Source organism: Thiomicrolovo immobilis (genome assembly GCF_039645955.1).
Taxonomy (GTDB): domain Bacteria; phylum Campylobacterota; class Campylobacteria; order Campylobacterales; family Sulfurimonadaceae; genus Thiomicrolovo; species Thiomicrolovo diazotrophicus.
This window is the reverse complement of the sequence record NZ_CP147916.1, coordinates 318,785-337,374: the sequence shown is the minus strand read 5'-3', so window position 1 is coordinate 337,374 and position 18,590 is coordinate 318,785. Positions and strand designations below refer to the sequence as shown.

The window sequence follows — 18,590 nt, the reverse complement described above, 5'->3', positions numbered from 1 at the left end:
TGATCTGTCGCCACTTTCCCCGCATCCTCAAAAGCGTTTGGACAACGGCAGCTATGATATGATTATATATTTACAGCATTAAGGAGCGCAAATGACGGCAATGGAGTTGGAACGGTCGCGCATGTCGGACAACCCCGTTTATGTCAACCCTTTTTTGCTTTTTATTGTCTTGCTCGGTGCCCCCTACGTCTTTTTTCTCGTGCTGCTGGTGCTGGTCACGGGGGAACTTGACATCCTGCTGCTGATCGAAACCGTCTGGCAGGGGGAGTGGAGCGCCTATATGAAGACCTGGGCGATCGGCAGTTTCGTCCTGGCACTGCTCGGGGCGCTCTTTTTCGGCGGCTACCGCACCGAACGCTACCTGCTTCGCAAACGCTCTTCGCGTTCGGTGACGCCGCAGAGAGGAGTGCACCACAGCCACTTCGTGATCGAAGCGGAGCCCGAACCCAAAGACGAGACCCGTTACGCCGATCTCGATGATGCCATGGAGTCGCCGAGACCATGAGCGCCCCCGGCGTCACATCAGCCCCCATCCCCTTCTCGGCCCGGGTCAGGGAACGTGACGCCCTTGCGGCGCGGACCTTCGCACTCGACCCTGATGCGCCCGCCCAGCTGGAAGCGGCCATCGCGGCTTACCACGGCTGCGCCCACGCCATTGCGTTCGACACCCCCTCCTCCGCACTGGAAGCGCTCCTCGCCCCCCTCAAAGAAGCGACGATCATCACCGACGCCATGGCCCCGTTCCACCGCTCCAGCGCGCTCCGCCGCAGCGGTGTCCGCACGCGCTACGCCGACATCGGTCTTGACGGCGTCCTGATGGCCGCCGCCGTCGAAAAGGCGATCGGTACGGAAACAGACGCCGTGCTCTTCGCGCATTTCGGGGGCATTCGTTCGATCGCTCCGGAAGTTCCGGCCGCACTGACACTGCTCGAGGACGCTACCGGTTCCCTGCTTCCGATGAAGCCCTCCGGCTCCGCCGTCTGGTCACTCGCGCCCCTCATGCCTGAGGGCGTCAGCTCTACCGGCTTTCTGCTCACCGACGACGATGTAATCGCGCAAAGTGCCCGCCTTTTTCGCCGGGGGGGCCGGCAGCCGGGCAGTCTCTGGAACTACGATCTCCCCCTCCGGGGGGCCGACTGCACGCTGGACCTTCTCGCCGCCGCCGTCGCGCTGGAACAGTTGCAGCACCTGGAAACCGCCTGCGAGCGCCGCCGCGAGAACAGCGCGCTGCTGGACGAACAGCTGCACTCCAGTACCCTCTTTGACTGCATGAAGCGCGACCCCGATGACGCCCCTGAAAGCTACCCCATCCTGCTGACCCCGCAGCTCTACTGTCCGAAAGAGGATATTTATAGCAGCATAAGAGGGGAAGGAATTGAGGCGATCGTCTGCTGCAAACCGCTCTATAAAACGACCGCTTTCAAAGATGAGGGTGTCCGTTTACCGGTGACGGAGGATTTCTACAAGGCCCTGCTGCAGCTGCCCTGCCACCACAGGCTCACTACTGACGAAATCAGGCAGGTCGCCGCGGCCGTGCAAGAAGCGACGGAGAAGTACGCCTACCGGGGCTGCAGTTTCTAAAACGCTTCGACCATCGAACGTGCCAAAACACTCGCAATCGCCATCACCAGGAACATCACATAAAAGAGTCCGGCCGTAAGCAGTGCAAACAGGATCGGGCCGAAAAGGGGGATAAGGAACAGCAGCATCATCGCGATTCCCACGAGCATACCTATTCCCAAAAGTGCCAATCCGAACACGAAGAGAAAACGGAAATACTCCCCTTCTGCCGCTGCTTTCCAAACCGAGGGTAGAAAGACGGAAAAGACCGCCTTAAAGGCGTCGCCGAAGGTGTCGGAGAGAATGACCCGTCCCTGGGCGATGGGATAAACATAAATGATCAGCAGCCCGATGAGCAGCACCGGCAGCAGGCTCAGTCCCATCGCCTCCATCAATGCCATCAGCTGGGCCTCATCCGCTATGCTCTCTTCCAGCATCGTGGGATCAAACCCCGCAGAGAGTGCCAGGGTCATCCAGATGATGAAAGCGCCCATGCTGATGACAAACCACCCGAGCCATGCTCCGAAAGCCGGTGCCTGGTAGCGGGTCAAAAAGGTGCTGAGCGTCGTCAGGCGGGCCTCGGAAAGGAAGGCGTCGATAGAGGCCGCCTCCGCGAAAGCCCGCCCGACATAGATCTGCACCGACTGGGCGAAAACCCCTACGGCCACCGAGGCTGCCAGACCGACGATCGGGACCAGCTCCAACAGCGTCAGCAGCACAAAAGCCGCCACCGTCATCAGGGCCAGGGTGCGGTTTACAATGATAAACTCCCACCCGAGACGAAATACATTCTTCACCGGTTCGTGTCGGGCCTCATCCATAAGGCGGTTTTCTGTCGTTTCCATCGTTTCCTCTCTCTTGATGTCGGACTATTATACAGAACCGTGCCCCTCAAAGCCCTGCGCCGCTTTCGGGCGAGCGGCAAACTTGCCTCTGCCTTAATCTCGCCATCCGGCTTCGCAGCGTTAAAACTTTTTTCGCTACACTTGCGAACTCAAATCGCCAATACTATATATATAGGAAACTCATTGAAACTGATTATCGTAGAGTCCCCGGCCAAGGCAAGAACCATCAAGAACTTCCTCGGAAAAGGGTACGAAGTCATCGCTTCCAAGGGGCATATCCGCGACCTCCCCAAAAGCCGTTTCGGCATCAAAGTCGACGAGGAAGCACGTACGCTTACCCCCGAATACAGCGTTTCCAAGGAGAATGCGCCCACCGTCAAACAGATCCAGGAACTGGCAAAAAAAGCGGATGAAATCTATATCGCGACCGATGAGGACCGCGAAGGAGAAGCGATCGGATGGCACATTGCCCATGCGATCAAAAAAGATCCGACGTCCCTGCCGCGCATCGTCTTCCACGAGATCACCAAAACCGCCATCGCCCACGCGCTGGAGACGGCCCGGGAGATCGACATGGACCGCGTCAACGCCCAGCAGACCCGCCGTCTGCTCGACCGCATCGTCGGCTACAAGCTCTCCCCGCTGCTGAGCTCCAAGATCCAAAAAGGGCTCTCCGGCGGCCGCGTCCAGTCCTCGACGCTCAAGATCATCGTCGACCGCGAACGGGAGATCAAGGCCTTCACGCCCGAAGAGTACTGGACCATCGATACCGTCTTTGCTCCGGGCATCGACGCGAACCTCTACAGCTACGAGGGTGAAAAACTCGACAAGCTCGCCATCAAGAACCAGGCAATGGCCGAGGCGATGACCGAGCGCATCCGCGGCGAAGCGTTCAGCGTCAATGCGATCGAGACCAAGCAGCGCAAGACCTCCACGCCGCCGCCGTTTATGACCTCGACCCTGCAGCAGACGGCGTCGAGCAAGCTCGGCTTCTCTCCGAAAAAGACGATGATGCTCGCCCAGACTCTCTATGAAGGGGTCAAGACGCCCACCGGCACCTCCGGGGTCATTACCTACATGCGTACGGACTCCCTCAATATGGCCAAAGAGGCCGTCGAAGCGGCCCGCGACACCATCGTAAACACCTACGGGGAGAAGTACCTGCCCAAGAGCCCTAAAGCCTACGGCAAGAAGGCCAAGGGTGCCCAGGAAGCCCACGAGGCGATCCGCCCGACGATGCTCGATTTCACGCCGCAGGTCGCCGCGCAGTACCTCAAACCCGACGAGTTGAAGCTCTACCGCCTCATCTATACCCGCTTCCTTGCCTGCCAGATGACCGACGCCGTGTTCGAACAGCAGTCCATCACCTTCAAAAGCGAAAGCGCCGAGTACCGTGCGACGGGCCGCAAACTCCTCTTTGACGGTTTTTATAAAGTCCTCGGCACCGACGACAAGGACAAACTGCTCCCGACCCTCGAAGAGGGGCAGAGCATCGCCCTCGAGTCGATCGCGCCGACCCAGCACTTTACCGAGCCGCCGTCGCGCTACTCAGAGGCGAGCCTGATCAAGAAGCTCGAAGCCGAAGGGATCGGCCGTCCGTCTACCTATGCGCCGACGATCTCAACACTGCAGGCCCGCAGCTACATCAACATCGAAAAACGCCAGATTGTCCCGACGGAAGTCGCCTTTACCGTCACCGAACTGCTCGAGAAGCACTTCCCGGAGATTGTCGATGCGAACTTCACCGCCAACATGGAGGAGATCCTCGACAAGATCGCCGACGAACACCACGACTGGCAGAGCGTCCTTATCGACTTCTACTTTCCCTTTATGGAGGAGATCACCAAAGGGAAAAAAGAGATCAAGAGTCTCAAGATGGCCGAACCTATCGGCCGCAACTGTCCCGAATGCGGTTCAGAGCTGCTGATGCGCTCGGGCCGCTACGGCAAGTTCATCGCCTGCAGCGGCTTCCCCAAGTGCAAATACACCGAACAGGTCGCCGAAGAGGGTGGCGAGGCGAAACCCGCCGCCGAACCGGAAACGACCGACGAGGTGTGCGACAAGTGCGGCAGCCCTATGGTTATCAAAAGCGGCCGCAACGGGAAGTTCCTGGCCTGCAGCGCCTACCCGAAATGCAAGAACACCCGTCCCCTCGAAGCCCCGAAAGAGGCGGCAGTCCCCTGTCCGGACTGCGGGGGCAAGCTGCTCTTCCGCCAGTCGCGCCGCGGCGCCTTCTGGGGATGCGAAAACTACCCCAAGTGCAAGTTCATCTCGAAATTCGAGCCGACGGACAAGAAGTGCGACCAGGAGGGATGCGACGGCGTCCTCGCACGCCGCACCTACCGCGGCAAAGAGGTCTATGAGTGCGTCAAGTGCAAACACCGCACCCCGATCGAGGAAGAGGCGTGAAAATCGGGCTGCTCTCCGATACCCATAAAAAAGTGGAATACTCCCGGCAGGTAATCGACCATCTGCTGGCCGAAGGAGCCGAGTTCCTGATCCACTGCGGCGACATCGTCAAAGAGGAGATGCTTCAGCAGCTCAAAACCTGCGGCAAACGCTACGTCGCCGTCTACGGTAACAACGACCCCCATCTCGCGTCGGTCCATAACCGCTACAGCCTGGTACAGGAGCCCCACTACTTCAAACTGGCAAAGACGAAATTCAAACTGATGCACCTACCGTTTTATATGGCACCCGACGCCCAGATCGTGCTCTTCGGTCATACCCATACTTTCGAGTGCGATTTCAAAAACGGGACGCTCTACCTTAACCCCGGCGAAGCATGTGCGCGCTCCAAACCGGTCTCGGAATGTGCTATGCTTGAGATCACGGATGACACGTTTGGCGTCACCCAGTACAGCCGGCCGCTGGAAGAGGAGACTTTCCACGCCAGACACTTCAGTTTCGAGAGGGAATCGGCATGACCGAGAAGGTTTTTCTGTGCGCTATCAGCAACATCAACAGCGGCACCTGCAGCGAAGACTGCAAGTTCTGCTCGCAGAGTGTACGCTATAAGGCCGATATCGCCCGCTACAAGCAAAAGCCCGTCACAGACATCATCGAAGAGGCCCGCGCAGCCAAAGCCTCCGGCGCCCTGGGCTTCTGTCTGGTCACGGCGCACAAGGGGCTTGACGAACGTACCCTCGATTTCGTCTGCGAAGTCGCCGAGGCCGTCAACGCGGAGGTCCCTGGGCTGCGACTGATCGCCTGTAACGGTACCGCCTCCGTTTCCCAGCTCGAAACCCTTAAGCGATCCGGCATCAAAGCCTATAACCACAACCTCGAGACCTCCCGCGAGTTCTACCCGCAGATCTGCACCACCCACCCCTGGGACGAACGGTTCGAGACCTGCGAAAACGTCAATGCCGTCGGTCTCAAACTGATCTCCGGCGGTATCTTCGGCCTGGGCGAGAACCAGGAGGACCGCATCAGTATGCTCACCTCCCTGCAGAAACTGAACCCGGTCTCCGTCCCCATCAACTTTTACCACCATAATCCGGCCCTGCCCCTGCGCCCCAACCCCCTCAGCACGGACGAAGCCCTGGAGCTTATTACGCTGACGCGGCAGATGCTGCCCAATGCAGAGCGCATCATGGTCGCGGGCGGACGGGAACTGATGTTCGGGGAACGGCAGCACGAGATTTTTGCCGCCGGCGCCAACTCCATCGTCGTCGGGAACTACCTCACGACCGAAGGTCGCGACCGCAATGCCGACCTCGAGATGCTGCGCGATCTCGGTCTTGCCGTCGCGGACCGTGTAGGGGAGTAACCTATGGATCATGATATCACGCTCATTATCACCCTGGCGCTGATCATCATCTTCTCCCCCTTTCTTGCCAAACTCTTCAAGATCCCCACGACGCCGATCGAGATCATCCTCGGCGCCTTTTTCGGTTTCGTCGGACTGCTGCACGGCAGCCACTTTTTCGAATTCATTGCGGAAGTAGGTTTTTTGTTCCTCATGTTCCTCGCCGGGATGGAGATCAATCTGCGCACCTTCTGGCGTCTGGACCGCACCGTGTTGCGGCGCATCACCCTCTACCTAACGGCCCTCTATGCCCTCTCCGGCATCGCCGTATGGTACTTTGATCTCGGCCGCATCTTCATGGTCCTGCTGCCGCTCATCTCTGTCGGCCTCGTCGCCGCGCTCAACAAGGAGTACGGCAAAGCCGAATGGCTGGGACTCGCCATGCTCGCCGGCGGGATCGGCGAGGTCGTCTCCATCGCCATCCTGACCGTCTCCTCCGCCGCGCTCGAGTACGGCGACGGCATCGGACTGTTCAAGACCATCGGTTCGCTCATCCTCTTTATCGTGATTATCATGCTGCTGTTCAAGCTGCTGCAGCTCTTTTTTTGGTGGTATCCCGAAGTCGCCACGATGCTGATGCCCCACGTGGACAACCGAGAACAGGACGTCCGCCTCTCCATCGGCATCCTTTTCCTGCTGGTGGCCATCATGCTCTACCTCGACCTCGAACTGGCCTTTGCCGCCTTCATCGCCGGGATGTTCATCCCCACCTTTTTCGAGCATAAGCATGAGCTTCCGGAGAAACTCGGCAGTTTCGGTTTCGGCTTTCTTGTTCCCCTCTTTTTCATCTATATCGGCACGACATTCGACCTTAATGCGCTGATGATGGAGGGGCTCATCGCCAAAGCCCTGATGGTTACCTTCCTGATGATCGCGATCCGCCTGATCGCGGCGCAGATCTTCGCGCCGGCGATGGGGTGGCGCGACGCTCTGCGCATCGGCCTCAGTCACGCCATGCCCCTGACGCTCCTCATCGCCATCACGACCCTCGCCTACACCAACAACAGCATTGACAAGCTCCACTACTACGCGCTGATCCTCGCTTCGCTCTTTGAAGTCATCGTCGTCATGATCGCCATCAAACTGCTCCATATCGTCCGGATGCCGGCGGAGGAGCTGCACGGCTAGTCTGCTACCTATCGTAACATTGTTTTGTGCTATAATCGTCTGATATGGCATGAAGGAGACGGCTATGACGCTTCAGACCCTCCTGCTGCAGCTCGCACGCGCAGCGATTACATCGGCGTTCGGCGAACCTTTCCCGTTTAACAAAGCCGAACTGGTGGCACAATTCCCGGAGCTGGACGAACCCCGCGCCACCTTCGTCACCCTCAAAATCGAGGGCAAGACATTGCGCGGCTGCATCGGTTCCATCATCCCGCACACCTCGCTCTACGAAGATGTCATCGCCAACGCCAAATCGGCGGCCTTCAGCGACCCCCGCTTTGCGTCGCTGACCGACCGCGAATACCGCCGCTGCAGTGTCGAGGTGTCGCTCCTGAGTGTCCCGGAGAACCTCCCCTATGACGATGCTGCCGACCTGCGCCGCAAGATCCGCCCGAACGTCGACGGGGTCATTCTGCAGCTGGGGGGCCGCAGCGCCACCTTCCTGCCGCAGGTCTGGGAGGAGCTGCCCGATTTCGATGCCTTCTTTGCCCACCTCGGCCTCAAGGCCGGCCTGGGGACGGACGTCCTCAACCACCATCCCGAGATCTTCACCTACCAGGCGGAGCATTTCGAGGATGCCCCGCTTCAAACAGGAGGTGTGCTATGAGCGCACGCACCACCGCACATGCCGGCTCCTTCTACCCGGCCCAGGCTTCCGAGATCGAGCGCTTTTTCACAGCGTTCGAAGAGATGGGGAACGTTGACGTCCCCGAAACGCCGCGGGCGCTGATCGTTCCCCATGCGGGGTACATGTACTCCGGCTTCACCGCACACCTTGCCTTTGAACAGCTGCGTCACAGCAGCGCCAAACGCGCCATCGTCATCGGCCCTTCGCACCGTGTCGCCTTTCACGGGATGAGCGTCTCCCTCTTCGACGAGTTCGCCACCCCGCTGGGGGCGCTGACCATCGACAAGGCGTATGCCGAACGTCTGAAGGAGACCTACGGGCTGGCGTTCGAGCCGGCGATGCACATGGAACACTCGACGGAAGTACAGATGCCCTTTATCAAGCACTATGCCCCGCAGCTGGCAGTCGTGGAGATGGTCTACGGCGCCTTCGACCCGAAAACCCTCGGCGCCATCATTACCGATCTGCTCAAAGATGAAGAGAACATCGTCGTCATCAGTACGGACCTGAGCCACTTCTATACGGAGGAGGAGGCAAACAGGCTCGACAATATCTGCCTGAACGCCATCGACAAACGCGAACCCTCCATGATGCATTCGGGATGCGAAGCCTGCGGTGCCATCGGGGTCGAGGGTGTGCTGATCGCCGCGCAGAACGACGACCTCAACGTCAAGCTCCTCGACTACCGCACCAGCAGCTGGGCGACAAAGGATACGAGTAACGTCGTGGGATATACATCTGCTGTGTTTTATTAGTGCTAAGTGCTAAGTGCTAAGTGCTAAGTGCTAAGTGCTAAGTGAAGGATGCAAGTATCTGTTTCTGCTGTCAAGTCAAAAACAGTCATTAGCGTATCGAGCGGATCACCGGGGAGTGGAATGTCCCGAAAGCGGCAGCCTTTCGTGCTTTCTTCTTCCCGGTTCGGCTTCTTCTTTACACGGGTAAAGAAAAAGGGGAACAATCCCCTCTAATCCAACCGCTTGATGACGTCGTCATCACGGCGAAGCGTCTTGTCGTTGTCGAGGATGTGCCGCGCGATATAGAAACCGTGGTTGAGCCCCAGGGCGATGGAGCCGCCCCGTTCCTGGGTAATGTCCCCCGCGACAAAGATGCCCGGGACGTCGCTCTCGTAGTTCTCGTCATGAACAGGGCACCCCTCTTCGATACCGATGCCCGACCCGGTGAGGAAGGCACTCGGCGTTGTCCCGCCGATGGCGTAGATGACGCGGTCGAAATTCTCCGGTTCGCGCTCTTCGAACAGCACTTTCACCTTGCCCGCATCCTCTTCGAGCCCTTCGATGTTCGTATTGAGAATAGGGCGTACCTCGCCGTGGGCGATGGCGTTGGCGATGTCGGTCTGGTTCGTGGGGTTGGCGCGGCGAAACGTTGCGCGGCGGTAGCAGATGGCCACGTCGTTTTTCGCAGCCAGGTCGACGGCGTACTCGACCGCCGAATCGCCCCCGCCGACAACGAGGATCTTCTCGCCCTCACCGACATCATCGAGGGTGTAGTTGACCTGTTTGCGGATCGCGGGCGGGATCTTGTAGTCGGGTTTGTTCGGTTTGCCCATCCGGCCGATGGTGACGACGACGTAGCGGGCCCGGATGCTGCCGCCGGGGACCATGACGTCGAAGATGCCGTCGTCGCCTCTGACGATCTTCTGCACCTCCGTCTGCGGCTGCAGTTTCACCGAGTGCTTCGCCAGCACCTCATCGAAAAAATCAAGCGTACTCTCTTTTGTGCCGTCGATAAAATAGATGTTGCCGTCGAGCTCGACCTTCTGCCCCTGCCAATCCTTGTCGACGCGCTTGTTGTCTTTGTAGTACTTGCGGATCGTCTCGTTATGGCTCTGTCCCTTCTCCAGGATGATGATGTCACGCATCCCCAGCAGGTAGCTCTCCACTGCTGCGGCGATCCCCGCGGGGCCTGCCCCGATGATCGCCAGGTTGTAAACTTGATCCATACTCTCTCCTGCTGCCGTTTGAATTGCCTATTATTGTAGCACTTTAGGTTAACGAAACCCCTCCCGCTGCCACCTATTTGTTCTATTTATACAGGTAAATGGGAAGAAGGTATACTATAATCGTCACTTAGCATGAAATTTCTGTTGTTCAGCCTCCTTTCGGTTCTGCTGTTTACCGCCCCGTATGCCGCCGGGGCAACCGTCAAAAAACCGCTGAGCGAAGTGCTACCCTTTCTGTTTGCTATCAAGGGCGACGCCATCGAGCTGGGCAACGGGCCGACGGACGTCTACGCCTTTATCGATCCGCGCTGTCCCCATTCTCGGGACTTCGTCGGGATGATCACGGAGAGCGACAAGATGCAGCGGCGCTACCACTACTACTTTTTTCTCTACGCCCATCCCATGTTCAAGTCCGGGGCCGTCATCAACGCCATCTACAACGCCCCCCGTCCCAAAGAGGCGATGCTCGATTATATGCTGAGGCGTTCTGCTCTGCCCAAACTCAACCGCCTCACCCCGCCGGCCATCCATGTTAAAGTCACCCGTATCAGGAAAGCGGCGGAGCAGATCGGCGTCGACAAACGCCCCTACCTTATCCTCGACAAAAAGAAGCAGCCATGAGATACCACGATACCCCCAAAGTCAGCCGCTATGTCACCTTCGTCACCCGCAATCGTGCCGCCGTCATCGCACTGTTCCTGCTCCTCGCCCTGCTGACACTTGCCCTAGGGCGCTTCAGTTTTGTTCTCAGTGACCAGCGTTTCTGGCTGGGGGGTTCGCAGGAGCTGGCCATGACGAAGGCCCTGGGCATCGTGCCTGAGAACGTGCAGCACCTGCGCGTTTACGTCAACCGGTTCGACGACGACACCAAAGCGAAACTGACGGCGCTGCATGTGCGGCTGACACAGATAAAAGGGGTACGTCACGTCGATTCGCTTTTCAGCAGCCGCTACATCTACAACGACAAGGCGACCGAGGGTTCGTCGCTCATCAAGGCCCTTCCTCTCTCCGAACTCAATGCCGCCCAGGCCTATGCGTTTATCCGGGCCCTGCCCGACGCCTACCGCCGCTACGTCACGGAGGACTTCGGCGCCTTCGATTTCTACCTCTATGGGGATGAGCGGCTGGCGGACGTGCAGCTCTCCATTCCCTTCGCCTATACGCTCGATGAGACCGACAGCAGCTTCAGCTATCGGCAGACCCTGTTTTTCCTGGGGCTGATCGTTCTCGCCATCATCCTTTTTTTCCGGATCATCTTCCACAACTACGTCTCCGCCTTCGCCGCCCTCGTCATCGTCTCGGGTACCCTGCTCTTCACCTTCGAGCTCGTCTACCTCATCACCGGTCTGCACGAACTGCATCTCGCCCTGGGCCTGATCATTATTGCCATCGCCCTTGTCGACTACCTCTACTTCTACTACCGGTGGCATGTCACACAGTACCGCGACGACTCCCACCGGGCCCTGCTCAAATCCCTCAACCGTACCGTGACGCCGGCGCTCTGGACCACCGTCATCACCGCCGTGGGGCTGGGAACGCTGCTCTTTTCGGAGAACGAGATCGTCCGGATGCTCAGTATCAGTATCATCGGTGCCTCCCTCATCGCCCTGCTGCTCAACACGACGCTGCTGATCGCCCTGCTCAGCTACTTCCGTGTCCGCCACCCCCGGGTGCGCTTTACCCGCCCCGTCTACTACTTTGTCAGCCGGGAACTGGACTACAACCCCAAACTCCTGCGCCTGCTCAATCTTGTCACCATCGGGATCCTGCTGCTGGGGCTCAGCCTTTTCCTGACCCGCTCCGACCTGCTTCTCTCCCCCGGTCAGAGCGGCCGTACCCTCGTGCTCACCGTCCCCTTCGATGAGATCGACCCCGCCACCGTGGCCAAGATTGACACCCTTGCCTCGGAACTGACCGCCCGCTTCCCCAGCGTAGACCGGGTCGACAGCGTCGCATCACTGCTGCGGCTTATCCACCAGGCGGAGGCCCCGGGGGAGCTCCTTGATGACCAGGCGATCCTGCGCGCGCTCTTCTTTATCGACATGTACGACCTCAACCAGCGCTACTTCAATGACGAAAAACAGACCCTCAAACTGACGCTCTTTATGGAACCCGGCATCGATACGGCGGCGCTGCTGACCTATCTGCGCAACTACGCGGCGCTTCCCCTGCACTTCAGTGACGTCCAGACCCTCGTGCGCAGCGCCAAGCAGCAGCAGATCGTCGTGCTGGCCGCCTCGCTCTTTACGGCCCTCGTCATTATCGGACTGATCATGGGGATCATCTTCGGATCGGGACGGATGATCTACATCGGTTTCATCACCAATGCCATCCCCATCGCATGGTTCGGCCTGGCGATGGAGCTGCTGGACACCCCCGTCAACCTCGAGATGCTCATTGCGATGTCCATCTCCGTCGGGCTCGGCTCCGACGCGACGGTCCACTTCGCCTTCAAATATTTCCGCGCCCGCTTCTTCGGACGCAGCCGCAAACACGCCCTGGAGATCACCTTCTTCTACGGCGCCGTCCCCGTCGTCATCGGCGCTTTTGTCCTCGTTATCTTCTTTGCCTCGCTGATGATGACACCGGTCCAGAGCCTCCGGGATATCGGCAGGTTCGGCGCTGAGCTCATCACCCTCTCCCTCGCCACCGACCTGCTCCTGCTCCCGGTCTTCCTTCTCTCCATCGATCCTTTTGCCAAGAGCAGGGAAGTGCACAAGGACTACTGCACGATCTAGACCCCCGTTAGGATTGAAACGAAACGGGGCACGCCAAAACTAGACGAGATACCAAAGATTTCTTTTGGTTTTTCTCGTTAGCATAGTATTAGAAATCCGAATAATGCCATTCCGGTTTCCGGATCAAAAACATGCATTTCCGCCTCGGGAATGCCGGAGGGGAATCCAACAGTTTTATCGGGCCGACGACTATAAGGCCTCTATCACGACCATCATTTCGACGTTGTTCACAAGGAGACCATCCCATGTCCGCCGGTATACGACGAAAAAAGACCTACCCGATTGCGCTGCCGCTCTACTGGTTCGCGTGCCTTCTGCTCTGTGCCGCGGCAGGCTACGCCGATACACCGCCCACGCTGGGGATGATCGAACATCCCGCCGGACAGCTGCCGCTGGATGTCCCCTTTATCGATGACGAGGGGCACCGTGTCACGCTCGGGGAGGTCATGGACGGCAAACCGGCCATCCTCACCCTCAACTACTACGGCTGTCCCGGCCTCTGCACCCCCCAGCTCAACGACCTGGCCCAGAACCTCACGATGGTCAAACTGGCCGAAGGCAAAGAGTATAAGATCATCACCCTCAGTTTCAACCCCGACGAAGGGCCTGCCGACGCGGCCAAGAAAAAAGCGAACCTCCTCGCCTCCATGCCCCGTCCCTTCGACCCCGCCGCCTGGACCTTCCTGACCGGTAGGGACGAAAACATCCGAAAGGTGACCGATGCCGTCGGCTTCCAATACGAAAAACAGGTCGGACCGAACGGCATGGAGGAGTATGTCCACCCCGCCGTGCTCGTCGCCCTGTCGCCCGAAGGGAAGATCACCCGCTACCTCAACGGAATCCAGCAGCTCCCCTTTGATATCCAGATGGCACTGATGGAAGCCTCGCAGGGAAAAGTACGCCCCACCATCGCCAAGGGGCTGCTTTTCTGTTTCGCCTTCGATCCGAAGAACAAGACCTACGTTTTTGCCGCCGAAAAGTTCGGGGCCATCGCCCTGACGCTGATCCTGGCCGGCTTCTTCCTCTACCTGGTGCTCTCCGGCAGAAAAAAGCGTTCCATGGAGGACAAAAATGCCTAGCTTCTACCACGAAACCCATACCCTCTTCGGCCATCTCCGCAACCCCGTTTTGCAGTGGATCTTCAGCATCGACCACAAGCGCATCGGCCTGATGTATATGGTGCTGATGTTCACGCTCTTTTTCCTCGCAGTGGGCGCCGCGCTGACGATGCGTGCGGAGCTGTTCGCCCCCGGGGCCCAGTTCCTCGAACCGCAGACCTACAACGAGCTTTTCACCTTCCACGGCGTGACGATGATCTTTCTGTTCATCGTCCCCGGGATCCCCGCTACGCTTGGCAACTTTCTGCTGCCGCTGATGCTGGGCGCGCACGATGTCTCCTTCCCCCGGCTCAACCTCATTTCGTTCTGGTTCTACGTCCTCGGCGTGATCCTGGGGATCTCCTCCCTGGTCACGGGGCAGGGGTTCGCCGACACGGGTTGGACCTTCTATGCGCCCTACAGCATCCGTACCGACGCGCATGTGCTCTCGACGTTGAGCGCCGCCTTTATCCTGGGCCTGTCGTCGATCCTGACGGGGCTCAATTTCATCGTCACCATCCATCGGCTGCGCGCCCCCGGCATGGGCTTTTTCAAGATGCCGCTCTTTATCTGGGGCCTCTACGCCACGGCGTGGATCCAGGTGCTCGCGACCCCGGTCGTGGGGATCACCCTGCTGCTCGTCATCCTTGAACGTACCCTGGGCATCGGGATCTTCGACCCGACGAAGGGGGGCGACCCGGTCCTCTTTGAGCACCTCTTCTGGATCTACTCCCACCCGGCGGTCTACCTGATGATCCTTCCGGGCTTCGGCATCGTCTCGGAGGTGCTGCCCGCCTTCACGCGCCGCACCATCTTCGGCTACCACGCCATCGCCATCTCCTCGGCCTCCATCGCCGGCATCGGCTACCTCGTCTGGGGCCACCACATGTACACCTCCGGCATGAGCGACATCGCGCGGGTCATCTTCTCTTTTCTCACCTTCCTCGTCGCGGTGCCCACGGGAGTCAAGATCTTCGACTGGGTGGCGACGATGTACAAAGGTTCCATCGTCCTCGCCACGCCGATGCTCTGGATCCTGGGCAGCATCATCAACTTCACCGTCGGCGGGCTGACGGGCCTGACACTGGGCGCCATCGGTCCCGACATCCACCTGCACGACACCTACTACGTCGTGGCGCACTTCCACTACACAATCCTCGGCGGGGTCATCTTCATGTTTATCGGAGGACTGCACTACTGGTACCCGAAGATCACCGGGAAGCTCTATGACGAGGGGCTGGCGCGCATCGCCTTCGGGCTCGCCTTCGTCGGGTTCAATATGCTCTGGTTCCCGATGTTCCTCGCCGGCTTCTTCGGCAACCCCCGCCGCTATTTCGACTACCTGCCCGATTTTACCGTCTACCACCAGATCTCCGGGGTCGGCGCGCTGCTGATAGCATCCGGCCTGGTCATGATCGTCTACACCTTCTACCGGGGGCTCCGATCGGGGCGGGACGCCGGTCCCAACCCCTGGAACGCGACGACGCTGGAGTGGCATATCCCCTCTCCGCCGCCGCTGGAGAACTTTCCCAAGATCCCCTACGTGGATTTCGAGCCCTACGAATACGAGGCGGGTGAGCCCCTCGTGCAGTTTGATGAAAACTTCCGGAGGATACGCTGATGCAACAGGAAATGGCATACGACGCACAGGGACAGCCCCATCCCGTCGTCGACTTTCACGATGACTACGGGGGAGCCAAACTGGGATTCTGGGTCTTTTTGATGACGGAGGCGATGATGTTCGGGACGCTCTTCCTGCTCTTCGCCATCTACTTCTACCGCCATACGGAGAGCTATGTCGCCTCCTCCGGCCACCTCGACGTCTGGCTGGGCGGCACCAATACGGTGATCCTGCTTGTGAGCACCTACACGATGGGGCTTAGCACGATGATGCTGCGCCGGGGCAGGGTCCGCGCCGCGGTCCTGCTCGTGGGAGCCACCGCCCTGATGGCGCTGATCTTCCTCGGGATAAAAGCCGTCGAGTGGAACATGGAAATCAGCCGGGGCATCTACCCCGGTTCGGGGGTGCTTGACGCCCTGGACCGCGGGGAGATCCTCTTTTTCGGCCTCTACTTCGTCATGACGGGACTCCACGGCCTGCACGTCATCGCCGGCGTGGCGCTGATGAGCTGGGTGCTGCTGCTGATCCGCTCCGGCGGCATCCGGCCCGAGCACACCATCGTCATGAAGAACGTCACGCTCTACTGGGATTTCGTCCACCTCGTCTGGATCATCCTCTTCCCGCTGTTTTACATGATAGGAGTCTGAGATGGAACACGCTACCCCTTCCGTCGCCCTCTACACCAAAGTGCTGGGCGGGCTGCTGCTGCTGACGCTGCTGACCTTTCTGCAGCCCACGCTCCTCCCTCTTGCCGTCGGCGGCACCGTCGGGACCCAGCTGCTCATCGCCGTCTTGAAAGTCGCCCTGGTCGCCGCGTACTACATGCACCTGCGCAGCGAGACGGCGTATCTCAAAGGATACGTCGTCATGGCCCTGATGATCCTGGCGGTCTTTTTCATCATCGTCGGCATCGACGTAGCCCATTCATAAAAGGAGACGACATGCTCGAAGGATTCAATCAAAACGTTTCCACTTACGCCGCCGACGTGGACCGCGCCTTCTGGATCACGACCGGTATCTCGATCGCCATGTTCGTCCTGGTGGCCGGGCTGATGGCCCTTTTCATCGTCCGCTATCACCACACCAAGGTCCAACCCGGCGAGATCCGTAATATCCGCGACCACCTGGGGCTGGAAATCGCCTGGACGGTCATCCCGACGATCCTGCTCTTCGTCATCTTCTACTACGGCTATACCTCCTTCCGGGACCTGCGGACGATGCCCAAGGATGCCTTTACCGTCGATGTGCTGGGCAAGCGCTGGTCCTGGACCTTTACCTACCCCAACGGGAAACAGACCGACGAACTTTACGTGCCCGTCGGCAAAAACATCAAACTGATCATGGGTGCGCCCGACGGCGATGTCCTGCACAGCTTCTTTGTTCCCGCCTTCCGGGTCAAGGAGGATGTCGTCCCGGGGCGTAAAACGCACATCTGGTTCAATGCCACGAAACCGGGACGCTATGACATCGAGTGCGCCGAGTACTGCGGCGTCAGACATGCGAAGATGCTTTCGAAAGTCGAAGTTATGAAGGCGGCGGATTTTGATGCGTGGTACGCCAGCGACAAACTAAGCCCCCACGACATGGCTGCGCCCAAAAGCAAAGGGGAGATGCTCTATAAAACGCTGGGATGCGCCTCCTGCCACAGCCTAGACGGTTCCATCATCGTCGGTCCCTCCTTTGCGGGACTCTTCGGGAAAAACGTTACCGTCATGACGGGCGACAAAACGCGGCGGACCGTCGTCGACGACGCCTACCTCGAACGCGCCATCCGCGAACCGGGCGCCGACGTCGCCGAGGGCTTCCCCGACGGCGTCATGCCCGACCTCTCCGGCCAGATCGACGCGGAGCAGCTGAAGGCGCTCGTGACCTTCATCAAAGAGCAAAACGGCGGCAGTGTGCTTCCTGAAGCAGCCGCTCCCGCCGCAACGACCACGATGGAGCCGGCCGCAGCACCCGCAACGACGGAAGCCGAACCGACCGCACCCCAGAAGGCGTCTGCCGCTCCTGACGGGGCGACCCTGTTCAATGCAAAAGGGTGCGGCGCCTGCCACAGCCTCGACGGCACGAAAAAGCTCGGTCCGACGCTCAAAGGCCTCTACGGCAGCAAGCTGACCGTCGTCACCGACGGCAAAAGCCGCGAGGTGACCGCCGACGAAGCGTACCTGCGCAGCTCCCTGGAAACCCCGAACGCCGATGTCGTCGAAGGCTTTGCACCGGGGCTTATGCCCCCCTTCGGAAAGATGCTCTCCGCTGAGGAGATCGAAACGCTGGTCACCTATATGAAGGAGTTAAAATGATTCGCACATTGATGGAACTGACGAAATTCCGCCTCTCGGCGGCGGTGACGCTCTCCGCCGTTTTCGGCTTCGCTCTGGGCGGCGGCAGAGATATTGGACCGCTCCTCCCTGCCACGCTGGCCGTGCTGCTCCTGGCCCTGGGCGTTTCGGCCCTGAACCAGTACCAGGAGTGGGAGAGCGACAGTAAAATGGAACGGACGAAACGGCGCCCCATCCCCTCCGGCCGGGTCCATCCCGATGCCGCCCTGGCCGTCTCGCTGGCGCTGATCGCCCTGGGGACGCTCCTCATCTCCGCCACCCTGAAAACGACGGGCCTGCTGCTCTTCCTCTTCGTGCCTCTATGGTACAACGGCGTCTATACCACCCTCAAACGCCATTCGGCCTTCGCCGTCGTGCCCGGGGGAGTGCTGGGGATGATTCCGCCGGCCATCGGCTGGCTCGCCGCGGGGCAGAGCCTCGCCGATCCGGAGTTCTTTGCGCTCGGGCTGCTCTTTTTCGTCTGGCAGGTCCCCCACTTCTGGCTGCTCGCGGCCAAACACGACGCCGACTACCGCGCCGCGGGTTTTCCCACGGCCGTGGAGATCTTCGGCGACACCAGCTTCCGCCGGGTGCTCTGCGTCTGGTGGATGCTCACGGTGCTCTGCGCCCTCTACACCGCGGCGATCTTCGGGATCAGAAGTTCCGTCATCCTGCTGCTGCTCGCAGCACTGGCCGCCGCCACGGCCGCCGCAGGCGGACGCATCCCCTTCCGGCAGCTCACCGCGGAACGCGCCAGTACCCTTTTCAGGGGGATCAACCTTTTCTTGCTGGGCACAATGACCCTGATGAGCATCGATACGATCTAGTTAAGAGTTAATCGGGGC

The 18,590-nt window shown here is 59.6% G+C and carries 18 protein-coding genes; 16 read left to right on the top strand and 2 right to left on the bottom strand.

From position 1 onward, the window contains the following. Positions 1 to 91 precede the first annotated feature (91 nt). Together WCX72_RS01760 and WCX72_RS01755 are read left to right on the top strand one after the other, a co-directional pair. Positions 92 to 505, top strand: coding sequence for a hypothetical protein (locus WCX72_RS01760; protein ID WP_345970532.1), 414 nt, complete (start codon positions 92 to 94; stop codon positions 503 to 505). Beyond that, entirely contained in the window at positions 502 to 1,581 is a 1,080-nt protein-coding gene (locus WCX72_RS01755) for a DegT/DnrJ/EryC1/StrS family aminotransferase (protein WP_345970531.1), read from the top strand. Before WCX72_RS01760 ends, WCX72_RS01755 begins: the two co-directional genes overlap by 4 nt. On the opposite strand, the gene WCX72_RS01750 is transcribed toward WCX72_RS01755, so the two are convergent. Next, entirely contained in the window at positions 1,578 to 2,405 is an 828-nt protein-coding gene (locus WCX72_RS01750) for a hypothetical protein (RefSeq protein ID WP_345970530.1), read from the bottom strand. The two genes, WCX72_RS01755 and WCX72_RS01750, sit on opposite strands and share 4 nt — an antisense overlap. Positions 2,406 to 2,588: 183 nt before the next feature. On the opposite strand from WCX72_RS01750, the gene topA reads away from it, so the two are divergent. From topA to amrB, 6 genes are all read left to right on the top strand, one after another. Continuing rightward, positions 2,589 to 4,814 carry a type I DNA topoisomerase gene (gene topA / locus WCX72_RS01745; RefSeq protein ID WP_345970529.1) on the top strand — a complete coding sequence of 742 codons (2,226 nt, stop codon included), beginning with the start codon at positions 2,589 to 2,591 and terminating at the stop codon, positions 4,812 to 4,814. Then, positions 4,811 to 5,332, top strand: a complete 522-nt coding sequence (locus tag WCX72_RS01740; RefSeq protein WP_345970528.1) for a YfcE family phosphodiesterase — start codon at positions 4,811 to 4,813, stop codon at positions 5,330 to 5,332. Before topA ends, WCX72_RS01740 begins: the two co-directional genes overlap by 4 nt. Continuing rightward, the gene (locus WCX72_RS01735; protein WP_345970527.1) at positions 5,329 to 6,177 is read left to right on the top strand and encodes a biotin synthase; all 849 of its coding nucleotides are present in this window, start codon (positions 5,329 to 5,331) and stop codon (positions 6,175 to 6,177) included. The genes WCX72_RS01740 and WCX72_RS01735 overlap by 4 nt, the downstream gene beginning before the upstream one ends. Positions 6,178 to 6,180: 3 nt before the next feature. After that, positions 6,181 to 7,344 (top strand): cation:proton antiporter, encoded by a 1,164-nt coding sequence (locus WCX72_RS01730; RefSeq protein ID WP_345970526.1) that lies wholly within the window; start codon positions 6,181 to 6,183, stop codon positions 7,342 to 7,344. 64 nt (positions 7,345 to 7,408) lie between these two features. Beyond that, entirely contained in the window at positions 7,409 to 7,990 is a 582-nt protein-coding gene (gene amrA, locus WCX72_RS01725) for an AmmeMemoRadiSam system protein A (protein ID WP_345970525.1), read from the top strand. Beyond that, positions 7,987 to 8,766, top strand: coding sequence for an AmmeMemoRadiSam system protein B (gene amrB / locus WCX72_RS01720; RefSeq protein WP_345970523.1), 780 nt, complete (start codon positions 7,987 to 7,989; stop codon positions 8,764 to 8,766). The genes amrA and amrB overlap by 4 nt, the downstream gene beginning before the upstream one ends. Positions 8,767 to 8,975: 209 nt before the next feature. Here amrB and WCX72_RS01715 read toward each other — a convergent pair whose 3' ends face one another. Further along, the gene (locus WCX72_RS01715) at positions 8,976 to 9,971 is read right to left on the bottom strand and encodes an NAD(P)-binding domain-containing protein (protein WP_345970521.1); all 996 of its coding nucleotides are present in this window, start codon (positions 9,969 to 9,971) and stop codon (positions 8,976 to 8,978) included. A gap of 132 nt (positions 9,972 to 10,103) precedes the next feature. On the opposite strand from WCX72_RS01715, the gene WCX72_RS01710 reads away from it, so the two are divergent. From WCX72_RS01710 to WCX72_RS01675, 8 genes are all read left to right on the top strand, one after another. Beyond that, on the top strand, positions 10,104 to 10,592 hold the full coding sequence (locus WCX72_RS01710) for a hypothetical protein (protein ID WP_345970520.1): 489 nt from the start codon (positions 10,104 to 10,106) through the stop codon (positions 10,590 to 10,592). Then, complete coding sequence (locus tag WCX72_RS01705; RefSeq protein ID WP_345970519.1) at positions 10,589 to 12,709, top strand: hypothetical protein; 2,121 nt, start codon at positions 10,589 to 10,591, stop codon at positions 12,707 to 12,709. The genes WCX72_RS01710 and WCX72_RS01705 overlap by 4 nt, the downstream gene beginning before the upstream one ends. Before the next feature lie 245 nt (positions 12,710 to 12,954). After that, a complete protein-coding gene (locus WCX72_RS01700; RefSeq protein ID WP_345970518.1) occupies positions 12,955 to 13,788 on the top strand; it encodes an SCO family protein in 834 nt (277 codons plus the stop codon). Then, complete coding sequence (locus WCX72_RS01695; RefSeq protein ID WP_345970517.1) at positions 13,781 to 15,427, top strand: cbb3-type cytochrome c oxidase subunit I; 1,647 nt, start codon at positions 13,781 to 13,783, stop codon at positions 15,425 to 15,427. Before WCX72_RS01700 ends, WCX72_RS01695 begins: the two co-directional genes overlap by 8 nt. Beyond that, positions 15,427 to 16,074, top strand: a complete 648-nt coding sequence (locus tag WCX72_RS01690; protein WP_345970516.1) for a cytochrome c oxidase subunit 3 — start codon at positions 15,427 to 15,429, stop codon at positions 16,072 to 16,074. Before WCX72_RS01695 ends, WCX72_RS01690 begins: the two co-directional genes overlap by 1 nt. Before the next feature lies 1 nt (position 16,075). Further along, positions 16,076 to 16,357: a cytochrome C oxidase subunit IV family protein gene (locus WCX72_RS01685; protein WP_345970515.1), complete on the top strand. Its 282-nt coding sequence runs from the start codon at positions 16,076 to 16,078 to the stop codon at positions 16,355 to 16,357. Between the two features lie 11 nt (positions 16,358 to 16,368). Continuing rightward, positions 16,369 to 17,727 carry a cytochrome c oxidase subunit II gene (gene coxB / locus WCX72_RS01680; protein WP_345970514.1) on the top strand — a complete coding sequence of 453 codons (1,359 nt, stop codon included), beginning with the start codon at positions 16,369 to 16,371 and terminating at the stop codon, positions 17,725 to 17,727. Beyond that, complete coding sequence (locus WCX72_RS01675; RefSeq protein WP_345970513.1) at positions 17,724 to 18,572, top strand: UbiA family prenyltransferase; 849 nt, start codon at positions 17,724 to 17,726, stop codon at positions 18,570 to 18,572. The genes coxB and WCX72_RS01675 overlap by 4 nt, the downstream gene beginning before the upstream one ends. Positions 18,573 to 18,590 lie beyond the last annotated feature (18 nt).